Source organism: Sphingomonas sp. BK235 (assembly GCF_004345855.1).
GTDB lineage: Bacteria > Pseudomonadota > Alphaproteobacteria > Sphingomonadales > Sphingomonadaceae > Sphingomonas.
The window spans coordinates 374,848-387,267 of record NZ_SLXN01000003.1 but is presented as its reverse complement, the minus strand read 5'-3'; the positions used below and the strand labels follow the sequence as shown (position 1 = coordinate 387,267).

Genomic DNA, 12,420 nt, shown 5'->3' with positions numbered 1-12,420 from the left:
GGCCATGTCGATACGGCGCGGGCGTGACGGTGTCGAGGCAGAATGTTTTACATGTTCAACAACGCCGTTGCCGACCGCTCCCGCGAGGCTGGCGCGCGCGAGCGCGATGGTTCATGTTACGCCGACACGGACCGCGGGTGATGGTGCGGCAGGGGGCGCGGTCGCGATGACGTTCTTCGAGAGCTTACTCGCGCTGCTCGGGGTGGCGGTGCTGCTGCTCCAGATCGGACGGCGCACCGCCATCCCTTATCCCGCCCTGCTCGCGGGCGCCGGGGTGGCGCTGGCGTGGATCCCGGGTGCGCCGACGATCACGCTCGACCCGCACACCGCGCTCGCGCTGTTCATCGCGCCGATCCTGATCGACGCCGCGTTCGACTTCCCCGTCGGCACGGTGGTGCGGCTGTGGCGGCCTCTCACCGCGCTCGCGCTGGTCGCGGTGCTGCTCAGCGCGGGGGCGGTGACGTGGATCGGCGTCACCATGGCGGGGCTGCCGGTCTATGCCGCGCTCGCGCTCGGCGCGATCGTCGCCCCGCCCGACGCCGCGGCGGCCACCGCGATCGCGGGCAGCGTGCGGATGCCGCGTCGCACCGTCGCGGTGCTCAAGGGCGAGAGCCTGCTCAACGACGCGTCCGCGCTGCTGCTCTACACCGCCGCGATCCTGGTCGAGAGCCACGGCGGGGTCGACGCCGCGCTCGGGCTGCGCGTCGGCATCGCGGTGCCCGGCGGCATCCTGCTGGGTTATCTGCTCGCGCTGGCGATGAAGCGGATCCAGCCGCTGGTATGGGGCACGCTGAGCGGCAACATCTTCCAGTTCGTGTCGGGCTTCGCCGCCTGGCTGGTGGCCGAGCGGCTCGGCCTGTCCGCGGTGCTGTGCCTCGTCACCTTCGCGATGACGATCGCGCGATCCGCCGGGCTGGCGACGCCGCCGCGCGCGCGCCTGCACGATTTCGCGGTGTGGGAGACCGCGGTGTTCCTGCTCAACGTGCTGGCCTTCCTGCTGATGGGTTTCCAGGCGCGGACGATCGTCGGCGACATGGCGCCCGACCGGCTGCGCGAGGCGGCGGTGTTCGCGGCCGCGGTGGTCGCCTGTCTGATCGTCGTGCGGATGGGCTGGGTGCTGATCTACAACCGGCTGGCCTTCCACCTCCCCGCCTTTCGCGGCGATTACCCACCGACCAGCCCGGCGCAGAGCGTGATCGTCGGCTGGTGCGGGATGCGCGGGATCGTCACGCTGGCCACCGCCTTCGCGCTGCCCGCGCACTTCCCACAGCGCGACCTGATCGTGCTCACCGCCTTCGCGGTGGTGCTGGCGACGCTGGTGCTGCAGGGGATGACGCTCGCGCCGCTGGTGCGCTGGCTCGGGCTCGATGGCGACGACGGGCTGGGCGAGGAGCTCGCACGCGCGCGGGTCGCGATGGCCGACGCGGCGCTCGACCATATCGCCGACGCGCGCGGCGCGCTGGCCGACCATTGGCGCTACAGTCTCGGCATCAAGCGCGCGGCGATGCTGCCGGGCGCGGAAGGTGGCGAGGCCGAGCAGAAACGCCAGATCGGCCTCGCCGCGATCGCACGCCAGCGCGCGCGGCTGGAGGAGTTGCGCGAGAGCCAGGAGGTGGCGGCCGATTCCTTCCTGTTGCTTCAGGAAGAACTCGACTTCAACGAGATGAGCCTGCGCACCGAGGACGAGCGCCGGATCGAGGAGAGCTGACGGTGGCGCGACCGGGCACGAGGCGAAGGGAGACGAAGATGGCGCTCAGGAGATGGCGGAACGCGGCCGCCGCGGCGGTTCTGGCAGGTTCGGCAATCCTGCCGGCGGCCGCCCCCGCGCAGGCGCCGGCCTATACGCCGGGCGCGGCCAATCTCGCCGCCCGCGCCTGGTTCGCACAGGCGCGTTTCGGCATCTTCCTCCACTGGGGGCTCTACAGCGAGCTGGCGGGCGGGGGTGATCGCGACGGCGCCGAATGGATCATGGAGAACAAGAAGATCTCCGCCGCGCATTACGAGCGGCTGGCCGAGTTCTTCGATCCGCGCCGCTTCGACGCGAACCAATGGGTCGACACCGTCAAGGCCGCCGGCGCGCGCTACATCGTGATCACCTCCAAACATCACGACGGCTTCGCCATGTACGGCAGCAAGGTCAGCCCGTACAATGTCGTCGACGCGACCCCTTTTCGCCGCGACCCGATCGCCGAGCTGGCGGCGGCCTGTCGCGCCAAGGGGGTCAAGCTGTTCTTCTATTACTCACAGCTCGATTGGCATCATCCCGACTATTTCCCGCGCGGCCGCACCGGCCGGCACAGCGGGCGTGCCGAGAGCGGGGACTGGGAGGCCTATCTCCGCTACCAGGACGCGCAGCTCACCGAGCTGCTCACGCGCTACGGCCCGATCGGCGGCATCTGGTTCGACGGCTGGTGGGACCAGCAGAAGACGGCGATGCGCGACCGCTGGCGGCTGGAGCGCACCTATGCGCTGATCCACCGGCTGCAGCCGGGCGCCTTGATCGTCAACAACCATCACGTCACGCCCTTCCCGGGCGAGGATTATCAGGTGTTCGAGCGCGACCTGCCCGGCCAGAACAGCAGCGGCTTCAACGATGCGGCGGTGAGTGCCCTGCCGCTGGAGATGGCCGATGCGATGAACGGCAGCTGGGGGTTCAACCTGGTCGATGACCGGTTCAAGACCCCGCGCGAGCTGATCGCGACGCTGGCCGGCGCGGCCGGGCGCGGCGCCAACTTCCTGCTCAACACCGGCCCGATGCCCGATGGCCGGCTCCAGCCCGAGAATGTCGCCGCGCTGCGGACGGTCGGCGACTGGCTGGGCCGCAACGGCGAGAGCATCTACGCGACCAGCGCCGGACCGATCGCCCCGCAGCCCTGGGGCGTGACGACGCGGCGCGGCGATCGGGTCTATGTGCATCTGCTCGCCGACCCAGGCACGCGGTTGCGGCTGCCGATCCGGGGCGTGCGCGCGGCGCGGCGGCTCGACGGCGGCGCGCCAATCACCTTAGCGCGTGACGGCGACGCTGTGGTGCTCGGCGACCTCGGCTGGACCGCGGCGAGCGCGGACCAGGTGATCGTGCTCGAGCTCGGCGCGGGCTGAGCGGCGCGCTCGCGACCCCGCAGGATATCGGATAAGACGCGGTTCAGGAGACGGATGATGCTGAAAATTCTCATGACGGTCGGGGCTCTGGCGCTGGCGCAGGCGGCGCCCAACCCGCATCTGCCACCGCCGACGATGGACAGCGTCGCGCCCACCCTGCCCGCCGGGCTGAAGAACGGGGTGCTGATCGTCTCCAAGACCAACGGCTGGCGCCACCTCGAACATATCCCGCATTCGAACGAGGTGCTCGGCGACATCGCACGCGAACTCGGCCGCCCCAGCTACGCGACCGAGAACGCCGCGGTGTTCAACGACGCACAGCTGCGCCATTTCTCGGTGGTCGTGCTCAACAGCGCGAGCGGTGCGTTCCTGACCCCCGACCAGCGCGCCGCCTTCGAGCGCTTCGTCGCGCGCGGCGGGGGCGTGGTGGCCCTTCATGCCGCGGGCGACGACAGCCACAAGGAACCGTGGTACGTCGACACGATCATCGGCACGACCTTTATCGGCCACCCCAACGGCGACGATCACATCCAGCGCGCGAACGTCGTCGTCGACCAGCCGCGTCATCCGATCATGGCGGGGGTGACCCAGCCCTGGACCGCGACCGACGAATGGTATTCCTTCTCCAACGACCCCGCCACGCGCGGCATGACGGTGCTCGCGCGCGTCGACGAGGCGAGCTACCGCCCCGGCAAGCTGGCGATGGGGACGCATCCGGTGATGTGGGTCAACCCCGCCGCCAAGGGGCGCGTGTTCTACTCGGCGCTCGGCCATGATCCCGCCGCCTACGACGATCCCAATTATCGCCGCATCCTGACCAACGCGATACGCTGGGCAGCGCGCGCGCGCTGAACCGCCGCGTCGTCGCGGGGAAAGTTACTGATGCAGGATAGCGGCTGCATCGATCGGGCGTGGTCGGCATTCTCGCTCCAGGGAGGATCACGACCATGCTCGACGAACCGACGGTCTGCCGCGCGCGCGCGGTCGACGAACGCGCCGCCGCCGAACAGGCAGTGCTGACGCTGGTGCGCGAGCGTCACACCCGCGCCGCGGCGAACTGGGACCGGATGGCGGAGCGCGGCGAGGCGATCCGCCGCCGCCAATCGCGCCGGCAAGACGCCATCACCGAGTGAGTAAGCGATGGCCAACCAGCGGATCGCCTTCTTCGTCGAAGGGGTAAGGACGGCGGCGCGGCTCGCCGCCGCGCGCGCCGATGCGGCGAACGCGGCCACGCCGAACGAGGCACTGACCGACTTCGCCGCCGAGCTGGAGCAGGTCGCCTGCGCGTTCGAGCAGATGCAGGGCAATTGGGACGTCGCGGTGGTGGATCCGTCGCTGGCGGGACGCTACCTGCGATAGCGTGTGATCGGCTGGTGTGAACCAGCGGGTGCTCCTGCGGACGCAGGAGCCCAGAGCCACGAGCGTCATCTCTGCGGCACTGGGCTCCTGCTTCCGCAGGAGCACGGTTAAACCGAGGTGAATCAGACTCTGGTCCGGTAGCATCGGTCGGCCGCGTGCGCGCGTGGCGGCGCGGCTTGCTCTGTCCACCGGCGCGACGCGCGAAGGGATCATCCTCGACGGACGCGACGCTCCCGCTCTTCCGCGTCGCGGCGAATGGCTCTACAGCCCCGCGCATGCTGCCGGCGCTCGCCCATGTCGATACCTGGATCTTCGACCTCGACAACACGCTCTACCCCGCCAGCGCCGGTCTGTTCGCGCTGATCGACCGGCGCATGACCGCGTTCGTCGGCGATCTGCTCGGGCTCGATCCGGTAGCGGCGCGGCGGGTGCAGAAGGACTATTTCCTCGGCCACGGCACCACGCTGGCCGGGCTGATGGCCCATCATGCGATCGATCCCGCCGCCTTCCTCGCTTATGTCCACGACATCGAGATGGACGCACTGGAAGAGAACGCCCCGCTCGCCGCCGCACTGGCGCGGCTGCCCGGTCGCAAACTCGTCTTCACCAACGGCGACAAACCCTATGCGCTCAAGGTGCTCGACCGGCTCGGCCTCGGCGCCAGCTTCGAGGCGGTGCACGACATCACCGCGATGAACCTGGTGCCCAAGCCGGCGCCCGCTGCCTATCAGGGGCTGTGCGACGCCTTCGGCATCGATCCCACCCGCGCCCTGTTCGTCGAGGACATGGCGCGCAACCTCAGACCCGCCAAGGCGATCGGCATGGCGACGGTATGGGTCGACAACGGGTCCGAGCAGGACCACGACACCGACCGCTCCTATGTCGATATCCGCGTGACCGATCTCACCGCCTGGCTCGAGACCCTGCTGGAGACCCCATGACGACCGACCTTGCCGCCACCATCGACGCCGCCTGGGAGCAGCGCGCCGAGCTCGGCCTGACCACCGCGGGCGAGATCCGCGTCGCGGTCGACCGCGCGCTGGCGCTGCTCGACGCCGGTGAGGCGCGCGTCGCCGAGCCCGATGGTACCGGTGGCTGGCGCGTCAACCAATGGCTCAAGAAGGCGGTGCTGCTGAGCTTCCGCCTCAACGACAACGCGCTGATCGACAACGGGCCGGGCGCGGGCCATTGGTTCGACAAGGTGCCGAGCAAGTTCGCCGGCTGGAGCGAGGCCGAGTTCCGCGGCGCCGGCTTCCGCGCGGTGCCGGGCAGCGTGGTGCGGCGCGGCGCCTTCGTCGGCAAGGGCGCGATCCTGATGCCCAGCTTCGTCAACATCGGCGCCTATGTCGGTGAGGGGACGATGGTCGACACCTGGGCGACGGTGGGCAGCTGCGCGCAGATCGGGCGCAACGTCCATCTGTCCGGCGGCGCCGGGATCGGCGGCGTGCTCGAGCCGCTCCAAGCCGACCCGGTCATCATCGGCGACGGTGCCTTCATCGGCGCGCGGGCCGAGGTGGCGGAGGGCGTGCGCGTCGGCGAGGGCGCGGTGCTGTCGATGGGCGTGTATCTCGGCGCCTCGACCAAGATCGTCGATCGCGCCACCGGCGAGGTGTTCCGCGGCGAGGTACCGCCTTATGCGGTGGTGGTGCCCGGCTCGACCGGCGGCGGCGACGGCAAGCCGGCGCTCTATTGCGCGGTGATCGTCAAGCGCGTCGACGCGCAGACGCGCAGCAAGACCAGCATCAACGACCTGCTGCGCGACTGAGGCGACGCGCGCCGCTCAGGCGAACAGATCGACCACGTCGCGTCCCTCGCCCACCGCGCGCAGCAGCAGCGTGCGGTGGCAGTGGCTCGGGTCGCGCTCGAAGCAGAGCAGCGCGCTCGGCATCTCGTCGGCCAGCGCGAGCATCCGCGCCGCCGCCGCCTGCGCCTCGGGCAGGTCGAGCTGGCCCGCATAGACCGCGGTCAGCGTCGCGACGTCGCCTTTCTTGCCCGCGTCGCGACCGGCCTTGGGGGTGCCGAGCGGCTTGAGATGCACATAGTCGATCCCCGCTTCCTTCAGCGCCGCCGCGAGCGGGGATTTGGAGAAGCCGGGCCGGCGCGAGAGCGGCAGCGCGCGCACGTCGATGACCCGGCGTACCCCCGCGGCGGCGAGCGCGGCGAGCAGCGCATCCACCGTCGCGCCCTCATAGCCGATGGTGAAGATCGTCATGGTCGCACGCTGGGCGCATGCTCCTGACAAGGCAAGCATGAGCCGCTATCGCGCGCGGCATGGACCATGACATTCACGTGATCGGCGGCGGGCTCGCCGGCTCCGAGGCGGCGTGGCAGCTCGCCGAGGCGGGGCTGCGGGTGCGCCTCTCCGAGATGCGCGGCGGCGGCAATACGACCCCCGCGCACCATAGCGACGGGCTCGCCGAGCTCGTCTGTTCGAACAGCTTCCGCTCGGATGACGCCGAGAACAATGCGGTGGGCTTGCTCCACCAGGAGATGCGCGCGCTCGACTCGCTGATCCTGCGCGAGGGCGATCGCCACCGCGTGCCCGCCGGCTCGGCGCTAGCGATGGACCGCGACGGTTTCTCCGCGGGCGTCACCGCCGCGATCGCGGCGCATCCCAACATCACGATCGTGCGCGAGCGGGTCGACACGCTGCCCGATACACCCGCGATCGTCGCCACCGGCCCGCTCACCGCGCCCACGCTGTCGCAGCAGATCGCGGGCGAGACGGGCAAGGACGCGCTCGCCTTCTTCGACGCGATCGCGCCGATCGTCCACCGCGAGTCGATCGACCTCGACACCGCCTGGTTCCAGAGCCGCTGGAACAAGGGGGACGGCACCGACTACATCAACTGCCCGCTCGACAAGGATCAATATCACGCCTTCGTCGACGGCCTGCTCGCCGGCGAGAAGACCGAATATCGCGAGTGGGAGAACGTCCCTTATTTCGAGGGCTGCATGCCGATCGAGGTGATGGCGGAGCGCGGGCCCGAGACGCTGCGCTTCGGCCCGATGAAAGGCGTCGGGCTCGACGACCCGCGCACCGGGCGCTGGCCCTATGCCGCGGTGCAGCTGCGTCAGGACAATGCGCACGGCACCTTGTGGAACATCGTCGGCTTCCAGACCAAGCTCAAGCACGCCGAGCAGGTGCGGCTGTTCCGCACCATCCCGGGGCTGGAGAAGGCCGAGTTCGCGCGGCTGGGCGGGCTGCACCGCAACACCTTCATCCGCTCGCCCGAGCTGCTCGACCCGCTGCTGCGGCTGCGGTCGCGCCCGCATCTGCGCTTCGCGGGACAGATCACGGGGTGCGAGGGCTATGTCGAGAGCGCGGCGATCGGCCTGCTCGCGGGGCGGTTCGCCGCGGCGGAGCTGCGCGGCGGCGCCCCGACGCCGCCGCCAGCGGAGACCGCGCTGGGGGCGCTGCTGGGGCATATCACGGGCGGCGCCGCGACCGAGAGCTACCAGCCGATGAACGTCAATTTCGGCCTGTTCCCGCCGATCCCGGGCCGCACCAAGAAAGCGGAGCGCAAGAAGCTCTACACCGACCGCGCGCGCGCCGCGCTCGCCGGCTGGATCGCCGGCTGAGGGTGACGCTCACTCCTCGCGCGCCGGCTCGGGGCATGGCGTGGCGCGGCGGGGTTTGCGCTTGGGCGCGGTCGCGGCGAACTCCTGCGCGTCCAGCGCGCCGGAGTGGTCGCGGTCGGCCGCGCCGAACCGGTCGACCGTCCGCGCCGCCCATTCGTCGAAGCTGAGCCGCCCGTCGCCGTCGCGGTCTAGCTTGGCGAAGGCCTTGCGGCGTGGCTCGAGAAACTCGGCGCGAGTCACCTTGCCGTCACGGTCGCGGTCGTACCGGGCGAACCGCTGCCGCGCGCGCTGCGCGTCGCTCGCCGCGGGCAGGTCGGGCGGCGCGGCCTCGGCGGTCGTGTCGCCCGCGCGCGCCGTCGCCGCGGGCGCGGGCGCGGGTGTAGTCGCCGCGGCGAGCGGAGCGTCGGCGTGCGCCTGGCCGCGGACGATCATCCATCCGCCGGCGAGCAACAGAATCGCTGCCACCCCGCCCATCACATATCGCCACATGCGCGCCTCCACCCCGAGACGCCGAGGCTATCCAGCGTCCGCCTCGCCGCGCAAGCGCGCCGATCTATCGCCCTGACAGCCGGTGCCAAAGCAGTCGCGCGGCGCGCGCGGGATGGCCCGCGGGGCGCGGCGACGCGGCGAGATCGAGTCGCGCCAGCAGCGCGAGCGCGCCGAGCGCGCGCGTCGACGCCGCCCAGCGTGCCGCGGTGAGCCCCGCCAGCCGTGTCTCCGCCGCCGCGTGCGCGCGCGCTGCCAGCGCGGCCGTGCTGAGATGGCGCGCCAGATCGGCGAGCGCCCAGCCCTCCCCGGCGCGCGCGATCGACGGGGTCGTGCCCCCGGCGAGCAGCACCGCCGCCGCGTCGAACAGCCCCGCGCCGCGCGCGCGCGCGTGAGTCTCCAGCGCCGCCTCGCCGAGCGGCTGGTCCAGCAAGGCCTCCCACCCCTCGACCAGCCCCGCCAGCGTCGCGCCGCGCACCTGCGGGACCACCGCCGCGGCGAGTGCGCCGAGCACGGGCTCGGCCGGCGCGGGCGCATCGTCCAGCGCGGACAAGGCCTCGTGCCACCAGGTCAGTCGCATCTGCCCGACCAGCGGCTCGCGCGTGGTGCGCAGGATCGTGCCGAGCCGCTCGTCCAGCGCGAGCAGCGCCGCCAGGCCCGCGCGCGCGTGCGCCGGAGCATAGCCGATCACCAGCGCGCGCTCGGGGTCGATCATCGTTGGCAAATTATCAACCTTGCTCACGTTACCCCCGCCTCCACCCTGTTCGCGCCGAGCGAGCGGATCGGAAGAGACGAGATGCGCCACCGTCCACGCTTGTTCCTCGATCATCCGCGCGCGCTGCTGCGCGATCGCCGCGGCTCCACCGTGGGGATCATGGCGGCCGCGCTGGTCGTCGGTATCGGCTCGCTCGGCAGCGCGATCGACGCCGGCCGCATGTACATCGTCAAGACCCAGCTGCAAGCCGGCGTCGACGCCGCGGCGCTGGCGGGCGCGCGCGCCTTCGGCGTGACCGACAACAGCGGCAATTCGCGCACCAAGCAGGTGGAATCCTACTTCGACGGGAATTTCTCCCGCTCGCCCGCTTACATGGGCACCACCAACGTCACCGTCACGCCGACCTTCACGGTCATCAACGGTGTCAATGTCACCACCGTCAACGCCGCGGCGACGCTCGACATGTCGTTCATGCGGCTGTTCGGCTTCCGCGAGGTGACGATGCGCGCCGTCGCCAAGGCCGAACTCCAGCCGCGCGCGCTCGAGGTGATGGTGGTGCTCGACAACACCGGCTCGATGGCGGACTCTCTGTCAAACGGCAAGACGCGGATCCAGGCGCTCAAGGATGCGTCGAACAGCTTCGTCGACATCCTGTTCCAGGGCGGCACCCAGCGCAAGGACCTCGCGCTCGGCTTCGTTCCCTATGACATCACGGTGAACGTCGGCAGGTTGCTCGAGAAGGCGCGACCCAACTCCGTCACGCCCGTGGTCGGCTTCAACGCCGGGTTCGTCAACGATTGGGGCGCCTGGCCGGGCAACCCCTATGCGTGGAAGGGTTGCGTCATGAACGACGCCACCGTGCGCGATCTGAGCGCCAATCGCCTCGTCTCCGAGCCGAACGCCTGGGATGTCACCCGCATCCTTCCCGGCGAGGGGAGCAGCCCTGCGGTCGCGCCCTATTTTATCCCGCCCATCTACGTCCCGGCGCTCAAGAACCCGTCCAAGGGCGAGGTGCCCACGAACAAGCTTATCGATCAGGACAGCGACTATTATCAGGCCGTCGGCAATTCGAACCTCTATCGCCTCGACGGCTCTCCCGAGGGCGCCGCAGGCGCGCAGAAACTGGTCAACAGCGCGGCCTATCGCTCCTGGTTGTACGACTATTACATGGGGTTGAACGAGGATGGCAGCGCGAACACGCAGAACGACGTGATCCGCAGGTTGGACGACAGTTACTACGCCTCTAGCGACGGCGATCGTACCGGCGTTAATTGGAAAGTCGACTGGACCCGCCTGCCAAGGCACAGCTCCTGGGCGGCCAAGCCCAGTAATTCCGTCGTCAGGACGAGTGGCGACACGCCAGGTAACAGCCCCAATTGGCAGTGCCCTGAGGAAGCGATGCTGCCGCTCTACAATCGCACCAAAGCGGAGTACACCTCCTACATTCGCGACAAGAACGCCGCGATCAAGCCGGCGAACGGCACGATTCACCACACCGGCCTGCTGTGGGGTTACCGCCTGCTCGTCCGCGATGACGTCTTCACGCGCCCGCGGCCGAGCGGGCTGCCCGCCGAGAAGCCGCGCCGCGCCATCGTCTTCATGACCGACGGTCTCAACGAAGTGACCGAGGCACAGAACAACTATCTCAATCGAACCTTCACTTGGTACGGTCGCTGGTCTGACCTATCGATTTCCTCGACCAGCGACAGTGCCGAGGAACAGATGCTGCGTCGTTTCGCGAAGACCTGCGCCAACATCCAACGGGAAGATAACGCCCCCGACGTCTACATCATCACTTTGGTGAAGAACAGCACCGCGGTCGACAACGTCTTCAACGCCTGTGCGCCCGGTCGCGTGTATCGGACCAGCGATGCCACCCAGCTCAACGCCGCGTTCCAGAACGTCGCCGCCGAGCTCGTCGACCTGCACCTGACGCAATGACGCGCGCCCTCGCCTTGCTGCGCGACCGCCGCGGCGTCAGCGTCGTCGAGTTCGCGCTGATCCTGCCGCTGGTGCTGTCGCTGATCTGCGGCACGATCGAGCTCGGCCATATGCTGGTCGCGCGCGTCGTGCTCGAGGGGGCGGTGGTCGAGGCGGCGCGGATTGCCACCGCCAGCATCGACGACGCCGAGAACCAGCGCGACGCCGTCATGAAACAGAGCATCACCCGCGCGATGGGCACCTTCCCGCTCGCCACCGGCCGATCCATGACGATCGAGACGCGCGTCTTCGCCGATTTCAGCACGGCCTACCCCGAGGTCTACAACGACGCCAACCGCAACGGCCAATATGACCTGGGCGAGACCTTCACCGACCGCAACAAGAACGGCAAATGGGACCCCGCCACCCCGATCACGGGAACGATGGGCGGCGCCGGCGACGTGCTGAGCATCACCGTGCGCTATCCCAAGAAGGTGCTGTTCGGCTTTCTCGGCACGCAATGGGCGATGGGGTCGCTGGTCGAGCTCTCCGCCTCCACCGTCGTCCGCAACGAAGCCGTGAGCCGCAGCTCGTGAGCCGCATCCTGGCTCACTGGCACCGGCTGGTGCGCGAGCGCCGCGCGGTCGCGATGATCGAGCTCGCGCTCGCGCTGCCGCTGTTCCTCGGCTTCGTGCTGTCGGGGCTCGAGTTCGCGCATTGGGTGCTGGCCAACAACCGCACCCAGCGACTCGCGTCGATGACCGCGGATCTGGTCGCGCAGAGCGGGGTCGGCTCGGTCGGGGCGAGCGAGAAGCAGATCTACGACCTGTTCAGCGCGATCGACATCACCGCGCGCCCATTCGACCTGCGCAACTACGGTCGCGTCGTCATCAGCAGCGTCAAGGGCACCGACAATGACGGCGACGGCGTGGTCGAGAGCCGCTTCCTGTGGCAGCGCTTCGACGGCAATTACATCGCCGCGGTGCCGCTGCTCGGCTGCGCGAAGAGCAATCCGATCGCCGCGCTGCCAGCCGGGCGCGTGCTCCCGCTCGACGAGATCCTGTTCCACGTCCAGGTGACCTACGATTACCGCCCGCTGTTCAGCCGGCGACCGTTCGGCTGGCTGAACCTCGGCACCGCGATCACGCGCACCGCGACCTATCGCGCGCGCAACACCCAGTTCCAGTCACCTTCCGCGGTCGACAAATTTCCCGCCAAGGAGAAATGCACCACCGCCGACGGTCTCTGACGCGCCGGGG

Annotated in this window: 14 protein-coding genes; 11 read left to right on the top strand and 3 right to left on the bottom strand. The window is 69.8% G+C overall.

Annotated elements, in window-relative coordinates; all coding sequences use genetic code 11:
* Window positions 1-166 precede the first annotated feature (166 nt).
* The 7 genes from EV292_RS10825 (at window position 167) to dapD (ending at window position 6,223) form a co-directional block, all read left to right on the top strand.
* Window positions 167-1,708, top strand: coding sequence for a cation:proton antiporter (locus tag EV292_RS10825; RefSeq protein ID WP_132909209.1), 1,542 nt, complete (start codon window positions 167-169; stop codon window positions 1,706-1,708).
* A gap of 38 nt (window positions 1,709-1,746) precedes the next feature.
* Entirely contained in the window at window positions 1,747-3,099 is a 1,353-nt protein-coding gene (locus EV292_RS10820; RefSeq protein ID WP_132909208.1) for an alpha-L-fucosidase, read from the top strand.
* A gap of 57 nt (window positions 3,100-3,156) precedes the next feature.
* A complete protein-coding gene (locus EV292_RS10815) occupies window positions 3,157-3,951 on the top strand; it encodes a ThuA domain-containing protein (protein WP_243693713.1) in 795 nt (264 codons plus the stop codon).
* 95 nt (window positions 3,952-4,046) lie between these two features.
* Window positions 4,047-4,232: a hypothetical protein gene (locus EV292_RS10810; protein ID WP_132909206.1), complete on the top strand. Its 186-nt coding sequence runs from the start codon at window positions 4,047-4,049 to the stop codon at window positions 4,230-4,232.
* 7 nt (window positions 4,233-4,239) lie between these two features.
* Window positions 4,240-4,458, top strand: a complete 219-nt coding sequence (locus EV292_RS10805) for a hypothetical protein (RefSeq protein ID WP_132909205.1) — start codon at window positions 4,240-4,242, stop codon at window positions 4,456-4,458.
* A gap of 275 nt (window positions 4,459-4,733) precedes the next feature.
* Window positions 4,734-5,399: a pyrimidine 5'-nucleotidase gene (locus EV292_RS10800; RefSeq protein WP_132909204.1), complete on the top strand. Its 666-nt coding sequence runs from the start codon at window positions 4,734-4,736 to the stop codon at window positions 5,397-5,399.
* Window positions 5,396-6,223 carry a 2,3,4,5-tetrahydropyridine-2,6-dicarboxylate N-succinyltransferase gene (gene dapD / locus EV292_RS10795; protein ID WP_132909203.1) on the top strand — a complete coding sequence of 276 codons (828 nt, stop codon included), beginning with the start codon at window positions 5,396-5,398 and terminating at the stop codon, window positions 6,221-6,223. The genes EV292_RS10800 and dapD overlap by 4 nt, the downstream gene beginning before the upstream one ends.
* 15 nt (window positions 6,224-6,238) lie before the next feature.
* On the opposite strand, the gene EV292_RS10790 is transcribed toward dapD, so the two are convergent.
* A complete protein-coding gene (locus tag EV292_RS10790) occupies window positions 6,239-6,670 on the bottom strand; it encodes a DUF488 domain-containing protein (protein WP_132909202.1) in 432 nt (143 codons plus the stop codon).
* A gap of 59 nt (window positions 6,671-6,729) precedes the next feature.
* Here EV292_RS10790 and trmFO point away from each other — a divergent pair, with 59 nt between their 5' ends.
* Window positions 6,730-8,040, top strand: coding sequence for a methylenetetrahydrofolate--tRNA-(uracil(54)-C(5))-methyltransferase (FADH(2)-oxidizing) TrmFO (trmFO, locus tag EV292_RS10785; RefSeq protein WP_132909201.1), 1,311 nt, complete (start codon window positions 6,730-6,732; stop codon window positions 8,038-8,040).
* Between the two features lie 9 nt (window positions 8,041-8,049).
* Here the strand turns inward: trmFO and EV292_RS10780 are convergent, their stop codons facing one another.
* Together EV292_RS10780 and EV292_RS10775 are read right to left on the bottom strand one after the other, a co-directional pair.
* Window positions 8,050-8,529 (bottom strand): EF-hand domain-containing protein, encoded by a 480-nt coding sequence (locus tag EV292_RS10780; RefSeq protein WP_132909200.1) that lies wholly within the window; start codon window positions 8,527-8,529, stop codon window positions 8,050-8,052.
* 64 nt (window positions 8,530-8,593) lie between these two features.
* A complete protein-coding gene (locus EV292_RS10775) occupies window positions 8,594-9,268 on the bottom strand; it encodes a squalene/phytoene synthase family protein (protein WP_243693712.1) in 675 nt (224 codons plus the stop codon).
* 54 nt (window positions 9,269-9,322) lie between these two features.
* Between EV292_RS10775 and EV292_RS10770 the strand changes: the two genes are divergently transcribed.
* From EV292_RS10770 to EV292_RS10760, 3 genes are read left to right on the top strand one after another with little or no spacing between them, the layout of a single operon-like run.
* Window positions 9,323-11,182, top strand: a complete 1,860-nt coding sequence (locus EV292_RS10770) for a pilus assembly protein TadG-related protein (RefSeq protein ID WP_132909199.1) — start codon at window positions 9,323-9,325, stop codon at window positions 11,180-11,182.
* The gene (locus tag EV292_RS10765) at window positions 11,179-11,757 is read left to right on the top strand and encodes a TadE family protein (RefSeq protein ID WP_132909198.1); all 579 of its coding nucleotides are present in this window, start codon (window positions 11,179-11,181) and stop codon (window positions 11,755-11,757) included. Before EV292_RS10770 ends, EV292_RS10765 begins: the two co-directional genes overlap by 4 nt.
* On the top strand, window positions 11,754-12,410 hold the full coding sequence (locus EV292_RS10760; RefSeq protein WP_243693711.1) for a TadE family protein: 657 nt from the start codon (window positions 11,754-11,756) through the stop codon (window positions 12,408-12,410). Before EV292_RS10765 ends, EV292_RS10760 begins: the two co-directional genes overlap by 4 nt.
* The last annotated feature ends 10 nt before the right edge of the window (window positions 12,411-12,420 follow it).